The 16493-nt window shown below is 71.0% G+C and carries 17 protein-coding genes; 11 read left to right on the top strand and 6 right to left on the bottom strand.

What is annotated here, in order from left to right; all coding sequences use genetic code 11:
- Positions 1 to 14 precede the first annotated feature (14 nt).
- Genes ACFKCF_RS05890 through ACFKCF_RS05875 form a run of 4 tightly spaced genes read left to right on the top strand, consistent with a single transcriptional unit; the run spans position 15 to position 3877 of the window.
- The gene (locus ACFKCF_RS05890) at positions 15 to 959 is read left to right on the top strand and encodes an amino acid ABC transporter permease (protein WP_394491385.1); all 945 of its coding nucleotides are present in this window, start codon (positions 15 to 17) and stop codon (positions 957 to 959) included.
- On the top strand, positions 959 to 1726 hold the full coding sequence (locus ACFKCF_RS05885; protein ID WP_394491383.1) for an amino acid ABC transporter ATP-binding protein: 768 nt from the start codon (positions 959 to 961) through the stop codon (positions 1724 to 1726). Before ACFKCF_RS05890 ends, ACFKCF_RS05885 begins: the two co-directional genes overlap by 1 nt.
- Before the next feature lie 19 nt (positions 1727 to 1745).
- Positions 1746 to 2882, top strand: a complete 1137-nt coding sequence (gene solA / locus ACFKCF_RS05880) for an N-methyl-L-tryptophan oxidase (protein ID WP_394491381.1) — start codon at positions 1746 to 1748, stop codon at positions 2880 to 2882.
- Complete coding sequence (locus ACFKCF_RS05875; RefSeq protein WP_394491379.1) at positions 2882 to 3877, top strand: aldo/keto reductase; 996 nt, start codon at positions 2882 to 2884, stop codon at positions 3875 to 3877. Before solA ends, ACFKCF_RS05875 begins: the two co-directional genes overlap by 1 nt.
- Positions 3878 to 3902: 25 nt before the next feature.
- On the opposite strand, the gene ACFKCF_RS05870 is transcribed toward ACFKCF_RS05875, so the two are convergent.
- Positions 3903 to 4472, bottom strand: a complete 570-nt coding sequence (locus ACFKCF_RS05870) for a helix-turn-helix domain-containing protein (RefSeq protein WP_394491377.1) — start codon at positions 4470 to 4472, stop codon at positions 3903 to 3905.
- Positions 4473 to 4506: 34 nt separating this feature from the next.
- Between ACFKCF_RS05870 and ACFKCF_RS05865 the strand changes: the two genes are divergently transcribed.
- Genes ACFKCF_RS05865 through ACFKCF_RS05855 form a run of 3 tightly spaced genes read left to right on the top strand, consistent with a single transcriptional unit; the run spans position 4507 to position 7284 of the window.
- The gene (locus tag ACFKCF_RS05865; RefSeq protein WP_394491375.1) at positions 4507 to 5460 is read left to right on the top strand and encodes an ornithine cyclodeaminase family protein; all 954 of its coding nucleotides are present in this window, start codon (positions 4507 to 4509) and stop codon (positions 5458 to 5460) included.
- 9 nt (positions 5461 to 5469) lie between these two features.
- Positions 5470 to 6594, top strand: coding sequence for an aminotransferase class I/II-fold pyridoxal phosphate-dependent enzyme (locus ACFKCF_RS05860; protein ID WP_394491373.1), 1125 nt, complete (start codon positions 5470 to 5472; stop codon positions 6592 to 6594).
- Positions 6595 to 6630: 36 nt separating this feature from the next.
- Positions 6631 to 7284, top strand: a complete 654-nt coding sequence (locus tag ACFKCF_RS05855; RefSeq protein ID WP_394491371.1) for an HAD family hydrolase — start codon at positions 6631 to 6633, stop codon at positions 7282 to 7284.
- A 32-nt stretch (positions 7285 to 7316) separates the two neighbouring features.
- Here the strand turns inward: ACFKCF_RS05855 and ACFKCF_RS05850 are convergent, their stop codons facing one another.
- Both ACFKCF_RS05850 and ACFKCF_RS05845 read right to left on the bottom strand, forming a co-directional pair.
- Positions 7317 to 8303 (bottom strand): aldo/keto reductase, encoded by a 987-nt coding sequence (locus ACFKCF_RS05850; RefSeq protein ID WP_394491369.1) that lies wholly within the window; start codon positions 8301 to 8303, stop codon positions 7317 to 7319.
- An 85-nt stretch (positions 8304 to 8388) separates the two neighbouring features.
- Positions 8389 to 9588, bottom strand: a complete 1200-nt coding sequence (locus ACFKCF_RS05845; protein ID WP_394491368.1) for a cytochrome P450 — start codon at positions 9586 to 9588, stop codon at positions 8389 to 8391.
- 332 nt (positions 9589 to 9920) lie between these two features.
- Here ACFKCF_RS05845 and ACFKCF_RS05840 point away from each other — a divergent pair, with 332 nt between their 5' ends.
- The 3 genes from ACFKCF_RS05840 (at position 9921) to ACFKCF_RS05830 (ending at position 12110) form a co-directional block, all read left to right on the top strand.
- A complete protein-coding gene (locus tag ACFKCF_RS05840; protein ID WP_394491366.1) occupies positions 9921 to 10514 on the top strand; it encodes a hypothetical protein in 594 nt (197 codons plus the stop codon).
- Positions 10515 to 10750: 236 nt separating this feature from the next.
- Complete coding sequence (locus ACFKCF_RS05835) at positions 10751 to 11314, top strand: permease (RefSeq protein WP_394491364.1); 564 nt, start codon at positions 10751 to 10753, stop codon at positions 11312 to 11314.
- A 13-nt stretch (positions 11315 to 11327) separates the two neighbouring features.
- A complete protein-coding gene (locus tag ACFKCF_RS05830) occupies positions 11328 to 12110 on the top strand; it encodes an alpha/beta fold hydrolase (RefSeq protein WP_394491362.1) in 783 nt (260 codons plus the stop codon).
- Between the two features lie 36 nt (positions 12111 to 12146).
- On the opposite strand, the gene ACFKCF_RS05825 is transcribed toward ACFKCF_RS05830, so the two are convergent.
- Entirely contained in the window at positions 12147 to 13340 is a 1194-nt protein-coding gene (locus ACFKCF_RS05825) for an MFS transporter (protein WP_394491360.1), read from the bottom strand.
- Between the two features lie 87 nt (positions 13341 to 13427).
- Here ACFKCF_RS05825 and ACFKCF_RS05820 point away from each other — a divergent pair, with 87 nt between their 5' ends.
- The gene (locus tag ACFKCF_RS05820; protein WP_394491359.1) at positions 13428 to 13886 is read left to right on the top strand and encodes a winged helix-turn-helix transcriptional regulator; all 459 of its coding nucleotides are present in this window, start codon (positions 13428 to 13430) and stop codon (positions 13884 to 13886) included.
- A gap of 233 nt (positions 13887 to 14119) precedes the next feature.
- Here the strand turns inward: ACFKCF_RS05820 and ACFKCF_RS05815 are convergent, their stop codons facing one another.
- Positions 14120 to 15970: an ABC transporter ATP-binding protein gene (locus tag ACFKCF_RS05815; RefSeq protein ID WP_394491357.1), complete on the bottom strand. Its 1851-nt coding sequence runs from the start codon at positions 15968 to 15970 to the stop codon at positions 14120 to 14122.
- 14 nt (positions 15971 to 15984) lie between these two features.
- The gene (locus tag ACFKCF_RS05810) at positions 15985 to 16377 is read right to left on the bottom strand and encodes a hypothetical protein (RefSeq protein ID WP_394491356.1); all 393 of its coding nucleotides are present in this window, start codon (positions 16375 to 16377) and stop codon (positions 15985 to 15987) included.
- Positions 16378 to 16493: the final 116 nt, after the last annotated feature.

Here is a 16493-nt window from a genome sequence, read left to right as displayed (position 1 = left end):
CGCGGTGACCTGACATGGCGACGGACACCACCCGGCAGACCTCGCCCGGGCGGACCGAGCCCGCGGAGATCAAGGCGATCCCGGCCCGGCACCCGTGGCGGTGGGTCGCCACCGGCGTCGTGCTGGTGCTCGTGGCGATGCTGGTCAACTCGCTGCTCACCAACCCGCGCTACCGGTGGGAGATCGTCGCCAAGTACCTGTTCGACGGAACGGTGCTGCACGGTCTCCTGCTCACCCTGGAGTTCACCGCCATCGCCATGGTGATCGGCATCGCCCTGGGGGTCGTCCTCGCGGTGATGCGCGGCTCGCCCAACCGGGTGCTGTCGTGGACGAGCGGGGCCTACATCTGGTTCTTCCGCGGCACCCCGCTCCTGGTGCAGCTGATCTTCTGGTTCAACCTCAGCGCCCTCTACCCGGTCATCGGGCTCGGCGTGCCGTTCGGGCCGATGTTCGCGACGCTGGACGCGAACGTCCTGATCACGCCGTTCATCGCCGGCGTGCTCGGCCTGGCGCTGAACGAGGGCGCCTACATGGCGGAGATCGTGCGCGCCGGGATCATGTCGATCCCCAAAGGGCAGATCGAGGCGGCGAGCTCGCTCGGCATGTCGCGCGGCATGACGATGCGCAAGATCATCCTTCCCCAGGCGATGCGCGTCATCATCCCGCCGACCGGCAACAACACCATCGCGATGCTCAAGACCAGCTCGCTGATCAGCATGCTGGCCATCCCGGAGCTGCTCTACAGCGTGCAGATCATCTACGGGCGCAACTTCCAGACCATCCCGCTGCTCATCGTCGCGAGCATCTGGTATCTGCTGGCCACCTCGATCCTGACCGCGCTGCAGACCAGGATCGAACGCCGCTTCTCCTCCGGCTCGGACACCGGCGCGTCGTACGGCTCCCGGCTGCGCCACAACCTCTTCTCGCGACGGCGGACCGTATCAGGGGAGGCACGCTGATGTCCGGCAACACGTTGGTCGAGGCCCAGGGCGTGCACAAGAGCTACGGGCGCCACGAGGTCCTCAAGGGCATCGACCTCACCCTCGACGAAGGGCAGGTGCTCTGCCTGGTCGGCCCGTCCGGCTCCGGCAAGAGCACGTTCCTGCGCTGCATCAACCACCTGGAGACGATCAACCGCGGCCGGCTGTGGGTCGACGGCGAGCTCATCGGCTACCGCCAGAGCGGGGACTCGCTCTACGAGCTGCACGAGAAGGAGGTGTGCCGCCAGCGGGCGCGAATCGGCATGGTGTTCCAGAACTTCAACCTGTTCCCCCACTTCACCACGCTGGAGAACGTCACCCTCGGCCCGTGCCTGGTGAAGAAGGAGCCGCGTCCCGCCGCCACCGAGTACGCGGAGGAGCTGCTGCGCCGGGTGGGCCTCGCCGGCAAGCTGCACAGCTATCCCGGGCAGCTGTCCGGCGGCCAGCAGCAGCGCGTCGCCATCGCCCGCGCGCTGGCCATGCGGCCGAAGCTGATGCTGTTCGACGAGCCGACGTCGGCGCTGGACCCCGAGCTGGTCGGCGAGGTCCTGGACGTGATGCGGCAGCTCGCCCACGACGGGATGACCATGATCGTCGTCACGCACGAGATGGGCTTCGCCCGGGAGGTCGGGGACACCCTCGTGTTCATGGACGACGGCCTGATCGTCGAGTCGGGGCCCCCGAGGGAGGTCCTGGGCAACCCGCGGCACCAGAGAACGCAGGCGTTCCTGTCCAAGGTGCTGTGACGTCAGAAATGGAGCACACATGCTTGACGTGATCGTGATCGGGCTCGGCGCCATGGGGTCGATGACGGCCTGGCAGGCGGCGGCGCGGGGCGCCTCGGTCGTCGGGATCGAGCAGTTCCCGCTGGCCCACTCGCGGGGTTCCTCGCACGGAGGGTCCCGCATCTACCGGCAGATCCTGTTCGAGGGCAAGGAGTACGTGCCGCTGGCCCGCCGTACCCTCGACCTGGTCCGGGGGCTGGAACGGGAGAGCGGCGCCTCCCTGTTCACCCCGTCCGGCGGGATCGTGATCGGCACGCGAGGCGGGCCGCTGATCGAGGACGCGCTGACCAGCGCGGCCGCGGGCGAGGTGACCTATGAATACCTCGAACCGGACGAGCTCGGGAAGCGGTTCCCGCAGCACGCGGCGTTCGACGACGACGTGGCCGTGTACGAGCCGGGCGCCGGGGTCCTCCACCCCGAGGCGTGCGTCACCGCCGCCGCCGAGGCGGCGCGGCGCGCGGGCGCCCGGATCCGCACCGGGAGTGCCGTACGCGCTCTGCATGTCGCCGACGGGCACGTCGAGGTCGTCACCGGCGAGGAGACGTTCACCGCGAGGAGGGTGGTGCTCGCCTCCGGCGCGTGGGGGCTGGACCTGCTGCCCGGGGTCGGGCTGCCGCTGCGGACGCAGCGCTCGTGCCTGGCCTGGTTCAAGGCCCGGCAGGACCAGGGCGACTACCGGCCCGGCAGCTTCCCCGTGTTCGTCAGGGAGAGCCGGGACCTCGACGGGTGGGGGATCCCCGACGTCGACGGCCAGGGCGTGAAGGTCGGGGTCGGCGGCACGGTGAAGAAGCGCTGGCTGGAGCGCCCGGAGGACAACTGGGAGCCCCCGTCCCCGCAGGACCTGGCGCCCACGGAGGAATTCTGCCGGCGGGCCTTCCCCGGGCTCGACCCCCGCGTCGCCCACGCCACGGCCTGCATGAACTCCAAGACGCCCGACGGCGACTTCATCATCGGCACCGTGGGCGGCACCGACCGCGTGGTGTTCGCCGGCGGCTTCTCCGGCCACGGGTTCAAGCACTGCGCGGCGGTGGGCCTGATCTGCGCCCAGCTCGCGCTCGACGGCCGGACCGAATTCGACATCGAGAAGTTCTCTCCAGAACGCTTCAAGGACGCGTGATGAACTACGTACAGCTGGGCCGGTCGGGCCTGCGCGTCAGCCGGCTGGCCCTCGGGACCATGAACTTCGGCCCCGTCACCGGCGAGGAGAGCGCGCACCGCATCCTCGACCTCGCGGTGGCCGGCGGCATCAACCTCGTCGACACCGCCGACGTGTACGGCGCGGACGCCAACAAGCAGGTCTACGGCCTCGAACCGGAGAAGGGGCGGACCGAGGAGATCATCGGCCGGTGGCTGGCCGCGACGCCGTCCCGCCGCGACGAGATCGTCCTGGCCACCAAGGCTTACGGCGCCATGGGTCCGGGGGTCAACGACATCCGGCTCTCGGCCCGGCACCTCGTCCGGGCGTGCGAGGCGTCGCTGAAGCGGCTCCGGACCGACCACGTGGACCTCTACCAGCTCCACCACGTCGACCGCCTGACCCCGTGGGAGGAGATCTGGGAGGCGCTGTCCCTGCTGCGCCAGCAGGGGAAGGTCCTGTACTTCGGCACCAGCAACCACGCGGCCTGGCACATCATGCAGGGGCAGCACACGGCGGAGCGGCAGGGGCTGCTCGGCTTCGTCTCGGAGCAGAGCATCTACAGCCTGGCGCAGCGCTCCGTCGAGCTCGAGGTGCTGCCCGCCTGCCGGGCGCTGGGGATGGGCTTCCTGCCGTACAGCCCGCTGCACGGCGGGCTGCTCGGCGGCCTGCTGCGCAAGCAGGACGCCGCCCGGGGCAGGAGCGGCCGCGCCGCGTCGGCGATCCAGGGCCATCGCGCGCAGGTGGAGCGCTACGAGAAGACGTGTGACGCCTTCGGGGAGCATCCCGCCGTGATCGGCCTGGCGTGGCTGCTGCACCAGCCGGAGGTCACGGCGCCGATCGTCGGCGCGCGTACCGACGAGCACCTGTTCCTGGCGCAGCGGGCCCTGGAGGTCGATCTGGACGCCGAGCAGCTGGCGACGCTGGACGACATCTTCCCCGGCCCCGGCCCCGCCCCGGAGGCCTACGCCTGGTAACAGGCTTCATGCCTGCCAACCGGCTTCACGCCTGGTGGCGGCCCAGCTCCACGACGCGGACGAAGGAGGCGGCGCCGTCGCCGGGGGCCGCGTACCCGTACAGGCGGTCGCTGGCCAGCCGGGCGGAGGCCCCGGCGGCCAGGCTCACCGACCGGCCCTCGACGTCCAGGATCAGGGTGCCGGCGGTGACCAGGATCAGCTCCTCCGAGCCTCGGGGATCGGGCTGGGCCTGGTAGCGGTCCCCGGGCTGGAGGGTCCATTCCCACAGCTCGGGGCCGCCCCGGCGAGCGCTGGCCACGTGCAGGAGGGCCCGGCTGCCCGCGGGGCTGCGCCAGACCTCGACCGGCTCCGAGACGTGCAGCGGGTCGGCTCCCGACGGCCCGGTCAGCGTCGCGAAGTCGATGCCCAGACCGCGGGCGATCTTGTCGACGGTGACCAGGCTGGGATTGGCCGTGCCCTGCTCGATCTGGGTGAGCATGCGGCGGCTGAGCCCGGCGCGCTCGGCCAGCTCCTGCACGGTCAGGCCCGCTTCCCGGCGGCGGCGGCGCACCTCGCGGCCGAGGCGCTCGATGAAGTCCATGGGTGGTGTTGACACGTCGCCTCCCGCAATGCGCATTATATTTCCCATTATGAGCACCAAAGTACCCGTACTGGAGATCCTGCCAGAGCTGCCCGCCGCGCGCGTGCTCGACGCGCTCCGGGCGGCGTTCACCGAACTCGCCGAGGGGAAGGCGGCGCAGCCGCCCCAGACCGTCACCCTGCTGGCGGGCGGCGGCGACGTCATCGCCTACCAGGCGGCGCAGGGCGACGCCTACGGCGTCAAGGTCTCGCCGTACCTGCCCCAGCCCGGGGGCAAGGCCGTCGTCACCGCCTGGACGCTGCTGCTGAGCACGCGGACCGGCCGCCCCCTGCTGCTGTGCGACGCCGGCGCGCTCACGGTGGAGCGCACCGCGGCCACCAGCGTCCTCGCCGTGGACGAGCTCGCCCCGCCCGGCGCGGCCACGCTGGCCGTCATCGGATCCGGCCCCGTCGCCCGCGCGCACCTGCGCTACGCCCGCGCCGTACGCGATTTCACCTCGGTACGGATGTACTCCCCCTCGCTGGCCGCCTCCGCCGCCCCCGAGAGGGTGGCCGCGTCCGCCGCTCCTGAAGGCGTGAGCGCGTCCGCCGTCCCTGAAGGCGTGAGCGTGGCCGGCAGCGCCGAGGAGGCCGTGGCCGGCGCGGACGTCGTGCTGCTGTGCACCTCGGCCGCCCAGCCCGTGATCGACGTCGCCGGGCTGCGGCCGGGCACGGTGGTCACCTCCATCAGCACCAACGCCCCGCGCGCGCACGAGATCGCCCCTCAGGCCCTGGCCGCCATGGACGTCTACGGCGACCACCGGCCCACCGTCACCGCCACGGCCGGCGAGATGGCCATCGCCGCCGAGCAGGGGCTGTGGTCCGCCGGAGACCTGCGCGGCGACCTCCCCGAACTCCTCACCGGGGCCTGCCCCGCCCCCACCGGCGACCGGCCGGTCTTCTTCCGCTCGGTCGGCCTCGGCATCGAGGACCTCGCCGTCGCCCGCCTGCTGCTCACCCTCTGAGAGGCCGTGATGTCCTTCACCCCGTTCGAGCTCGAAGAGTGGCAGTCCCGCTACGAGCACACCGTCGCCCACAACCTCGCCGACAGCGGCTGCCACCCGGTCGCCCTGGGCGAGCTCATCGGCGACGACTCCGCAGCTCTCGATCGACTGCTGGCCGCCGACCTGCACTACCCGCCGGTCGGCGGGACCGACGCCCTGCGCGCCCTGATCGCCGGCTGGCACGGCGCCGCCGCCGGCAACGTCCTGGTCACCGTGGGCGCCGCCGAGGCGAACGCCGTCACCGTCGCCAGCCTCGTCGGCCCGGGCGACCACGTGGTCGTCATGGAGCCCGGTTACCGTCAGGTCCGCGGCTGCGCGCTGAACGCCGGCGCCGAGGTCGACCCGTTCCCCCTCGACCCCGGCCGCGGGTGGCGGCCCGACCTCGACGCCCTGGACCGCGCCGTCCGTCCGGGCACCAAGCTCGTCGCCGTCACCAACCCCAACAACCCGGTCGGCACCATCCTCACCCCGTCCGAGATGGACGCCGTCGTCGCCGCCGCCGATCGCGTCGGCGCCTGGATCCTCGCCGACGAGGTCTACCGCGGCACCGAACGCCTCACCGACGAGGTGACCCCGAGCTTCTGGGGCCGCTACGACAAGGTCGTGTGCGTCGGCAGCCTCTCGAAGGCCTTCGGCCTGCCCGGCCTGCGCCTGGGCTGGCTGGTCGCCCCGCCCGAGCTCACGGAGGCGGCCTGGCGGCGTCACGAGTACGCCACCATCTCCGCCGCCAGCCTGTCCATGCACCTGGCCGAGATCGCGCTGCGCCCGGCGACCGTAGATCGCCTGCTCACCCGCAACCGCGCCCTGATCCGCGAGGGCTACGCGCGCCTGCAGGAGTGGATCGACGGGAGCGACGGGCTGCTGTCCATCGTCCCGCCGCACGCCACCGCGCTGGGCTTCGTCCGCTACCACCTGCCCCACTCCAGCGTCGAGGTCGCCCACGCGATCCGCGAGCACGGTGACGTCCTCGTCGGCGCCGGCGCGCACTTCGGCGTCGAGCACCACCTGAGGATCACGCACGGCCTGCAGGCGGACTATCTCGACGCCGCGCTCGACGGCATCTCCCGTGCCCTCCGCAAGCTGCACACCGTCTGATCTCCGAGCGGGATGCCCTGACATAATCGGACAACCATGGGCATCCTGCATATCTTCGACATGGACGGCACCCTCCTGGCCGGATCCACCGCCAGCCTCGAGATCGCCCGCCACACCGGCACCACGCCACGGCTCCTCGAGATGGAGGCCCGCTTCGCCGCCGGCGAGCTCGACACCCGCGGCTTCTCCGCCGCCCTCCCCGGCCTCTGGGCCGACCTCACCCCCCAGGTCGTGGCCGCCGCCTACGCCGCCGCCCCCTGGCTCGGCGGCATCGCCGAGGTCTGCGCCGACATCCGCGCCCGCGGCGAACACTCCCTGGTCATCACCATGGCCCCGGACTTCTTCGCCCGCCACCTGCTGGAGCTGGGCTTCGACGAGGTCGCCGCCTCCAGCTTCCCGCCCCTGCCCTTCGCCGCGCCCCTGGACCCCTCCGGCGTCCTGACGCCCGCCGACAAGGTCCGCATCGCCGACAGCACCCGTGCCCGGCTGGGGCTCGGCCGCGACCAGTGCCTGGCCTACGGCGACTCGATGTCGGACGCGCCCCTGTTCCGCCACCTGCCGCACACGGTCGCCGTCAACGCCGACCACCACCTCGCCGACCTCGCCGCCCTGGACTACCGGGGCGACGACCTCACCGAGGCCTACCGCCTGGCCCGTACGCTCCTCCCCACCGCCACCCCGGCACCCTGATCGACGGGCCGGTGGGCGGAAGGGTTTGTGGGTCAGCGGCCGTCCAGCAGGTGGACGGCGTCGCCGTAGATGGCCGGGCTCCGGTCCACCTCCTCGACGAAGTCACGCGGGAAGCCGAGCTCGAACTCCACCGCCGACTCCAGCCGCCGCACCGCCTCCTCGGGCAGCACGACCCCCGAGGCCCCCAGGTTGTCCTTGAGCTGTTCCGCGCTGCTCGCCCCGACGATCGGATGCACTCCACGCCCGAGCACCCAGGCGAGCGCCACCTGCGAGGCCGTGACGCCCAGCTCGCCGGCCACCTCCACGACCGCGCGCGCCGCGGCCCGGTCCCGCTCGCTCAGGGAGTCGGGCGACACGCGGGAGGCCGGCGCGCCGGGCTCGTTGTACCTGCCCGCCAGCACGCCGCGCTCGAGCGTCCCCCACGCCGCCACGCTCATCCCGTACGCCTGCGCCATCGGCAGCAGCTCCCGCTCCACGTCCCGCCGCAGCAGGCTGTACGGCACCTGCAACCCCGCGAACGGCGTCCATCCGCGCCACTCCGCCAGCGTGTTGGCCCGGCTGGCCAGCCAGGCCGGGGCGTCCGAGATGCCGGCGTAGAGGATCTTCCCGGCCTGGACCGCGTCGTCCAGGGCGCGCATCGTCTCCTCGATCGGGGTGTGCCGGTCCCAGACGTGCACCCAGAAGAGGTCGACGTAGTCGGTACACAGCCGGCGCAGGCTCTGCTCCAGCGACAGGACGAGGTTCTTGCGGTGGTTGCCGGCGGCGTTGGGATCGGTGCGGTCGCGGGTGCCGGTGTACTTGGTGGCCAGGACGAAACGGTCACGGCGTCCCTGGAGCAGCTCGCCGACGACGTTCTCGCTCTCGCCGTACATGGAGGCCGTGTCGACGACGTTGCCGCCGGACTCGGCGTACAGGTCGAAGATGCGCCGCGCCTCCGGCGACACCTCGCGGTAGGTCATCGCGCCGAGGAACAGCTCGGAGACCCTGAGACCGGTCCGGCCCAGCAGACGGTAACGCACGCGCAGCACCTTTCACCCACTCGGCTCCCCATGATCCACCACCCGGGCAAAAGCGTCGAATCCGCGAAGGCGGCCGGGCGTCGCTTCATGAGCTCCGTACGGGGAGGCTGGTCAGGCCGTGCATGAGCAGCCCCGGACGCCAGGCAAGCCGCTCCTCGGGGACGGCGAGCCGCAGGCCGGGGAAGCGCTCCAGCAGGTGGCGGAAGGCCACCGCGCCTTCGGTCCTGGCCAGCGGGGCGCCGAGGCAGTAGTGGATGCCGTGGCCGAACGCGACGTGCTGGCCAGGCGCCCGGGTGACGTCGAGGCGGTCGGCGTCGGCGAACTGCGCAGTGTCCCGGTTGGCCGACAGGAAGGACACCAGCACGAGCTGATTCGCCGGGATCTCCGTGCCGCCGATGGTCACGGGCTCCTTGGTGAACCTGAGGGTGGACGTGCTGACCGGCCCGTCGTAACGGAGGAACTCCTCGACCGCCGCCGGCAGCAGGCCGGGGTCCTCGCGGAGCTTGGCGTGCTGGTCGGGGTGGCGCAGGAGCGCGAGCATCCCATTGCAGATCAGGTGCACGGTCGTCTCGTGGCCGGCGACCGTGAGCAGGAACGCGGTGTCGACGAGCTCCCGCCCACTCAGCGCGCCCTCCTCGTCCTGGGCCTGCACCATGGCGCTGAACAGGTCATCGGCCGGCTCGGCCCGCCTGGCCTCGCAGAGCTCGGCGAGGTAGGTGATGAACTCGGTGGCGGCCCGCACGACCTCCTGCGGATCCAGTACGGCGCCCTCGATGGTGGTGTTGGACCACTTGATGAGCTGCGGCCAGTCGTTCTCGGGGATGCCGAGCAGCTCCCCGATCACCATGGCGGGCAGGGGCACGGCGTAGTCGTGCAGCAGGTCGAACTCCGGGCCCACCTTGTCGAGGAGGCTCGCGCTGATCTGCTCGACACGGGGGCGCAACGCCTGGACGCGGCCCGCCGTGAACACCTTGCCCACCAGCCGGCGCAGGCGCGCGTGGTCGGGCGGGTCGACGAAGAGCATGTTGTGGGGCACCACGGCCTCGTAGCCGCTGCTGTCGCCGCCCTCCAGCTCGTTCGACTTGATCATGTCCGGGTTGTTCGTGAAGTCCTTGCTGAGGCGCGGGTCGGTGCAGGCCGCCTTGACATCCTCGTACCGGCTCACGACCCAGACCCGTACGCCCTGCGGGGTCGCGGTGCAGTAGACGGGGCGTTCTTCGCGGAGCCGCGCGAATACTCGATGCGGGTCACGCAAATAGTCCTCATTGAACAATGTCTCGGCCATCGTCACCCTTTCACATAGGAATGGCAGGGGTCCACCTTATGTTCGGGGTCCGGGCGCTTGCTATTTCCGTTTACAAGCCCCTGTTTTCGGCCGCCCGAAAATAAGCCCTGGCCTGGACCATCACCGTGCTCCCCTATGGGAGCGACTACCCTGGCGATCGACCGGATTGTCCAGAAAGACAAGAGATGCCAATCGAAAGCCGTCTCCGGAGAGCTCTGGGATACATCGTCCTCACGGTCACGGCCGTGGCCGTGGCCGTGGGTTCCGCATATCTGGGTCACGGCACGGACGGGGCGACCCCGGAACCCGAATCCCCAGCTGCGGTGGCACCCGTGACCGTGAGCCCCCGGGAGAGCAAGGCGCCGGAACAGGTGATGTCCTGCGAGGACGCCCCCGACGAGAAGAGCTGCGAGAGGGAAGAGACGAAGTACGAGCGCTGCGCGGCATCCGGCTTCGCCGGCGGCCGGTGCCGTGGCAGCCGGGCCCTCGACGGCGATCAGCGGGCTTTCGTGGCCGACTGCCGCCGTGCCGGCGTGGCCGGATGGCCGGACCCGTGCGCCAAGAGCGCGGAGCCCGTCGGGGACGCCTACCGGTACTGCCGGTTCCTGGGCAGGTCGAAGCTCCGGTGCGACAGGTCCGCGATGTACACCGCCTGCATCTATCGGGGCGGCGGGCACATCTGCTCCGATGCCGCCCCGGTCTACCGCGCCTGCCAGGGGCGAAGCGTCAACGGCACGAAGATCGCTCGGCGCTTCTGCATAGAAGGTGACGTCCAGTACCGGAACTGCAGGCACGCGTACAGCATCGGCTCGACCAGCGACCTCTGCCGCCCGGCGACGGCCGTCTACACGGACTGCCGCCCGGGAGCGGAGGTCCACGTGTGCGAGAAGGCGCGGGACGACTACGCGAAGGCCCATTCGCGCTAGCCCCGTCCGCCACCAGCTCCCTCTCCCGCCCCCAACAGCACCGTCAGAACGTAGCGCCTCCCACCACCAGACAATCGTCCGATACCGGGCAGACGCTCCGCATCCCTAACGTCGTATCGCCGAGCGCGCAGACGTAAGGAGAAACGTGGATTTCCTGCTCTTTTTGCTGTTGTTCGTCGTGGTGTGCGGCGGGCTCGACCACTGGGCCACCCGGACGCCCAAGGGAGGACGCTGAAATGTTCGTCGGACACTTCGGGCTGGCCGCCGCGGTCAAGGCCGCCCAGCCGCGCGTCCCGCTGTGGTCGCTCATGCTCGCCACGCAGTTCCTCGACGTGGTCTTCGTGGTCCTGTACCTGGCGGGCGGGATCGAGTCCTTCCAGGCCGTCGCCCCGGGCACCTACGGCGAGGCCCTGATCGACGCGCAATACACCCACTCGCTGCTGGGCGCGTTGCTGCTGTCGGCACTGTACGGCGGCCTGGCCGCCTGGCGGTGGGGCCGCAAGGCCGGGTGGGTGCTGGGCGCGGTGGTGTTCAGCCACTGGCTGCTCGACCTGCTCGTCCACCGCGCCGACCTGCCCCTGCTGCCTGGCAACGCCGGCGGCCTGCCGCTGCTCGGCCTCGGGCTGTGGCAGGTCCCGTGGGCCACGGCCGCCGTCGAGGGCGTCCTGCTGGTGGTCGGCGCGGTCCTGTACTTCCGCTCGGTACGGGAACGCGCCGCGATCACCTGGCGCGCGATGGTCTCCGGCGGCGTCATGGCCCTGCTGCTCGCACTCGGGCTGATCGTAGACGTCCTCAGCTAAGGAAGGCGCTGACATGTTCGTTGATGTCCCGGGCGGTCGCCTGGCCTACGACTCCGCCGGCGAAGGGCCGCTGGTCGTGTGCGTACCCGGCCTGGGCGACACCCGCGAGGCCTACCGGTCGCTGCGTCCGCTGCTCATGGAGGCGGGCTACCGGGTGGTGACGACAGACCTGCGCGGCCACGGGGAGTCCTCGGCGGGATGGGAGGACTACTCCCAGTCCGCGGTGGGCGGCGACGTCGTGGCCCTGCTGGAGGAGCTGGACGCGCCCGGCGCCGTCCTGCTCGGCAACTCCTACGCCGGCGGCGGCATCGTCCACGCCGCCGCCCAGGCGCCGGAGCGGGTGGCCGGCATCGTCCCGATCGACGGCTTCATGCGAGCCATCCCCCTCAACGTCGCCGTCCGCGCGCTGCTGAGGCTGATCGCCGCCTCCCCGCGGCTGTGGAGCCTCTACTACGCCATGGCGCACCCTACCGCCAAGCCCGCTGACCTGGCCGGACACCGCGTCAAGCTGGTGGCCATGCTGCGTGACCCGAAACGGCGCGAGGCGATGCGCGCCATGCTCCTCAACCGCGAACTCGACGCCGAACGGGCCATCGACCAGGTCCGCTGCCCGGCCCTGGTCCTGATGGGCGCCAGGGACCCCGACTTCCCCGACCCGGCGGCCGAGGCGCGGACCCAGGCGTCACTGCTGCGCGGGCAGGCCGTCGTGATCGACGGCGCGGGCCACTACCCGATGTCGGAATTTCCTGAGCGTACGGCCGAGGCCCTGCTGCCCTTCCTTAAGAACGTCTTCTGACCGGGGTCTCGGCTTCGGCGAACGGGTCAGGTGCGGTCATCGCGTGCCTGCCTTCTCGGACCGGAGGTCGGCGCCGCCGAGGAGCAGTCGCCTGTCGGTCGCCCAGACGACCAGCGCGCAGGCCGCGAATCCGGCCCCGAGGAGACCGGAACCCGCCCAGCCGTGGGCGGTGAAGACCGCGGTGGTCGCGGCCGCGCCGAGGGCGGAGCCGAGCGAGTAGAAGACCATGTAGCCGCCGATGACGCCGCTGGTGCGATCCGGATGGGCGGCGGTGAGCAGGTGCTGGTTGCTCACATGCACGACCTGGACCGCGAAGTCGAGAACCACGATTCCGGCGATGAGGAGCCAGAGCGACCACGGCAGCTGCGCGATCGCTGCCCACGAGAGGATGAGCAGGGTGAGCGCGAGGCCGGTGACCGGAGCCGCCCGTCCCGCGTCCGCCCACCGTCCCGCGCGGGCCGCGCCGAGTGCGCCGGCGAGTCCGGCGATGCCGAAGAGCCCGATCTGGCTCTCGCTCAGCTGCCACGGCGTGTCCGCCAGCGGCAGGGACAGTCCGCTCCACAGGGTCCCGAACGAGGCGAACAGGAAGAACGCGATGAGCCCGCGCGTCAGGAAGACGCGCTGCCCGAACAGCCCGCCGAGCGAGACGACGGCTCGCCGGTACCCCGCAGGCCGGTCGGGGCGCTCCTCTGCCGGCAGTGCGACGAGGACGAGGGACGCGAGCCCGAGTGACAGCACCGCGAGCACGGCGTAGACGCTCCGCCAGCCCCACACCCCGGCGAGCGCGCCGGTGACGACCCGCGCGCCCAGGATGCCGACCACCACGCCCGAGGTCACGACACCGATGGTCCGTCCACGTTCGGCGGACGGCGAGACCGACGCGGCGTAGGCCACCGCGGTCTGCACCACGACCGCGAACACGCCGGCCGCCGCAAGCCCCACGAACGCCACCCATGCGGCCGACGCCGAGGCTGTCAGGATCATGCCCGCCGCCGTGAGCGCCAGGTGCACGGCGATGAGCCTGCGCCTGTCGACCACATCGCCGAGCGGCACCAGCAGCACCAGCCCTGCCAGATAGCCGACCTGGCCGGTCGCGACGATCCACCCCGTGAGCTCCGCCGGCACACCGAGCTCGCCTCCCATCGGCTCCAGAACCGGCTGCGCGGCGTAGATGCTCGCCACCGCGACACCGCACACCACCGCGAGCAGCAACCGCCGCCACCCGTCCATCGCGCTCCAACCCCAATCAGTAGCAGATTGCAACCAATTCGGTTCTACTGCATGATGGTTTCAATCCGCAACCCATCGGGAGGTGTCATGTCGAGCACCACCATGAGCGCCCCCGGTCCCGCCTGGACCGACCCCGAGTGCCCGGTCGCCCGCACGCTCGACCTCGTCGGCGACAGGTGGAGCCTGCTCGTCATCCGCGACGCGATGGACGGGGCAAGGTCGTTCACCGAGTTCCAGCGACGGACCGGCATCGCCCGCAACATCCTCACCGACCGCCTGCGCAAGCTCACCGCTCACGGGCTCCTCGCCCAGCGCACCGCGCCCTCGGGCCGCCGCCAGGAATACGTGCTCACCGACGCCGGCCGCGACCTCTTCCCCGTCATCCTCACCCTGCGGCAGTGGGGCGAACGCCACGCCTTCGCCCCCGGCGAGACCCACTCCACCCTTGTCGACCAGCACGGCACCCCTGTGCCGGAACTCGCGCCGACCAGCGCCGACGGCACTCCCCTCGGCACCGAGACCACCCGCGTGCGGAAGGCCCGATAGAAGGCAGACCGGGGGCGTGGGCACGATCATGCCGCGCGCTCGTTGCGGTCGCACCCCGCGACCAGGGCGCCGGAGCGGTCTTCCCCTTTGCAGGTATTGTCCGGCGGTCGCGGGACCAGGCCGGGTTGGCACGAGCGGTGCAGGAAACGCCGCCCGTCAGCCGGACTCGGGGCGTGGCGATGGACCGAACGGCAGGCGCAGACCTCGCGTCTCAGCCGCCCGGTGAGGCGCGCTCATGGCGTCGGCTCTTCAGCGCGCGACTGGCTGGAGGTGTAGCCGGCCGCCTGGAGCTGGAACAGGGTTTCGTACGTCCCCGCGTGATCCATCAGTTCGTCGTGCGTGCCGTACTCGGCTATCTCGCCCTCGGACAGCACGACGATGAGGTCCGCGTCGCGGATGGCGCCGAGCCGGTGGGAGATGAGCAGAGAGGTACGACCGGCTCTCCGTTCACGGAGCCTGGTGTGAATTTCGTGCTCGGCCTCCGCATCGAGCCCGGAGCTGGGCTCGTCCAGGATGAGGAGGTCGGGCTCGTCCCGGAGCATGGCTCGGGCCAGGCTCAGCCGCTGCCACTGCCCGCCCGACAGCACCACGCCGGTCTCCGGGTCATGCTCGTCCGCGTCTCCGGGGAACGTGCGGGTCAGCAGAGTCCGGTAGCCGCGTGGCAGCCGCGCCAGTTGCTCATGGATGCCGGCCGCGGCGGCGGCTCGCTCGATCCTGGCCGGGTCTTCGATCGCCGTGACATCACCCAGGGCGATGTTCTCGGTGGCGCTCATGTCGTAGCAGACGAAGTCCTGGAAGACCGCTCCGATCCTGGCCCGCAGTTTCTCGACCGGCACCTCGCGCAGGTCGACGCCGTCCCAAAGGATCTGTCCCTTGACGGGGTCGTAGAAGCGGCACAGCAGTTTCACCAGCGTGCTCTTGCCGGACCCGTTGCGCCCCACCAACGCGGTGGCGCGCCCGTGCGGTATGAACAGGTTGACACCGCGCAGCACCCACGGATGGTCATCGGAATAGCGGAACCAGACATCGCGCAACTCGATGCCGCGCCGCAGACCCGGCAGCGCCACGGGGCTGCGCGGGACGGCCAGGTCAGGCTCGGCTCCCAGCACCGCCAGGTAGTGATCGAACATCAGCAGTTGCTGATGCGCCATCGCGGTCACCGACGTCACCCTGGAAACCGCCCCTTGGACTCCGGCCACCACCGCGATGAACAGTGACACGTCGCCCAGGCTGAGCTGCCCGCGGGAGGCCAGCATGACGGCCCACAGCAGTCCCGCTCCCGCCGTTCCCGCGGACAGCAGAGCCAGGCCGCTGTGCACCCGGAGCTCCCTCTGGTCGATGCGGCGGCGCTCCGCGTCGGCCGTACGGCGCTCCTTCAGCATGCGGCGACGCAGGAAGGCGCCAGAGCCGAACAGCCGGATCTCCTTGGCTGCCTGCACGCTTGACAGCAGGGACGCGTAGAAGTACTCCCGCCGCTCTACCGCGCTGATGCCCCACAACATCGCCACATGCCGACGCGACAGCCGCAACTCGGCCACAAGCACCGGCACGGCCGCGACGGCGACCACGACCGTCATCGGCGGGCTGAGCACGAGCAGTGACCCAAGGAGGCCGCTCACTGTCATGACACCGCCGACGAAGTCGAAGATGCTGTAGACGATCTGTCCTGGAGCGTGCCCGCCGGACTGTTGAGCCAGCCGTAGCCGGTCCAGGAAGCCCGGGTCCTCGAAGCGCGCCAAACCGCCAAAGCGATCCACCGCGGTGAACAGGCGCTCCTGGGCGAGCGCCGCCACCGCTCGATCCGACTCCACCCGTGCGTACTGCGAGACCCGCGGCACCACCGCGACCAGCAACATCCCCGACACCAGCCCCAGCGCGACCGTCAGCACGTCTTGCCCAGGACTCGGTGACGCGAGCCGGTCGATGATCGCCTTGGTGAACCACGCCACCACGACCGGCAACGTTCCTGAGAGCAACGCGCACGCCGCGCCCATGACAAGGTTGCCCGGCGCGGCCCGCCACGCGAGACTCGCCGCCGCCCGGGCCCCGGCCGCCAGCGCCGACAGGCCACGGTTGGAATCCATGGTCGGCATGCCCATCACACCGGAGAACCGGCAGGCAATTCGGTCACGTGGAATCCGCCGGCCCGCGCCCGACGGCTCTCGCTCTCCACGCTCACCACCGTGAAGCCGCCGGCGACCGCTCTCGCCGCGAGCTTTGGTGGAGCACCCGGACTCGGCCGTAAGGATTGGATGGCTCCATATGCCGACAGCAAGGTCAGCACACAGAGCGTCAGAACCAGACCATCAACGATGTGCGGCATGCCGGCTTCCGTTTCCGGATGAAAGGGGAATGGCTCGCCGACGCGACGGGCCATGACGAAAACGACCGCGGAATCCCGATGTCGTTTCGACATCCCGATGCCGGAAATGGCGACACCGTCACCTGCCGGCCGCGGCCTGAACACGCCCTGCGCCGTCACCCGCCACATGTGGCGACGGCGCAAGGCACGCCTTCAGCAGCAGCGAGGCCCGCAGCGCATGGTCCAGTTGGTGCACCGGACCACGCCGGATCGGTCACAGCACGTCCTGACCATCAGGTAACCGT

This window comes from Nonomuraea sp. JJY05, from assembly GCF_043496855.1.
Lineage (GTDB): Bacteria > Actinomycetota > Actinomycetes > Streptosporangiales > Streptosporangiaceae > Nonomuraea.
The sequence above is the reverse complement of the archived record's forward strand: the minus strand, read 5'-3'. Positions and strand labels throughout refer to the sequence as shown.

Excerpts from the sequence above, each read along its gene's own strand:
- ACFKCF_RS05890 (WP_394491385.1), top strand. The coding sequence starts at position 15 with ATGGCGACGGACACCACCCGGCAGACCTCGCCCGGGCGGACCGAGCCC.
- ACFKCF_RS05885 (WP_394491383.1), top strand. The coding sequence starts at position 959 with ATGTCCGGCAACACGTTGGTCGAGGCCCAGGGCGTGCACAAGAGCTAC.
- solA (WP_394491381.1), top strand. The coding sequence starts at position 1,746 with ATGCTTGACGTGATCGTGATCGGGCTCGGCGCCATGGGGTCGATGACG.
- ACFKCF_RS05875 (WP_394491379.1), top strand. The coding sequence starts at position 2,882 with ATGAACTACGTACAGCTGGGCCGGTCGGGCCTGCGCGTCAGCCGGCTG.
- ACFKCF_RS05865 (WP_394491375.1), top strand. The coding sequence starts at position 4,507 with ATGAGCACCAAAGTACCCGTACTGGAGATCCTGCCAGAGCTGCCCGCC.
- ACFKCF_RS05860 (WP_394491373.1), top strand. The coding sequence starts at position 5,470 with ATGTCCTTCACCCCGTTCGAGCTCGAAGAGTGGCAGTCCCGCTACGAG.
- ACFKCF_RS05855 (WP_394491371.1), top strand. The coding sequence starts at position 6,631 with ATGGGCATCCTGCATATCTTCGACATGGACGGCACCCTCCTGGCCGGA.
- ACFKCF_RS05845 (WP_394491368.1), bottom strand. The coding sequence starts at position 9,588 with ATGGCCGAGACATTGTTCAATGAGGACTATTTGCGTGACCCGCATCGA.
- ACFKCF_RS05835 (WP_394491364.1), top strand. The coding sequence starts at position 10,751 with ATGTTCGTCGGACACTTCGGGCTGGCCGCCGCGGTCAAGGCCGCCCAG.
- ACFKCF_RS05830 (WP_394491362.1), top strand. The coding sequence starts at position 11,328 with ATGTTCGTTGATGTCCCGGGCGGTCGCCTGGCCTACGACTCCGCCGGC.
- ACFKCF_RS05825 (WP_394491360.1), bottom strand. The coding sequence starts at position 13,340 with ATGGACGGGTGGCGGCGGTTGCTGCTCGCGGTGGTGTGCGGTGTCGCG.
- ACFKCF_RS05820 (WP_394491359.1), top strand. The coding sequence starts at position 13,428 with ATGTCGAGCACCACCATGAGCGCCCCCGGTCCCGCCTGGACCGACCCC.
- ACFKCF_RS05815 (WP_394491357.1), bottom strand. The coding sequence starts at position 15,970 with ATGGATTCCAACCGTGGCCTGTCGGCGCTGGCGGCCGGGGCCCGGGCG.
- ACFKCF_RS05810 (WP_394491356.1), bottom strand. The coding sequence starts at position 16,377 with ATGTGGCGGGTGACGGCGCAGGGCGTGTTCAGGCCGCGGCCGGCAGGT.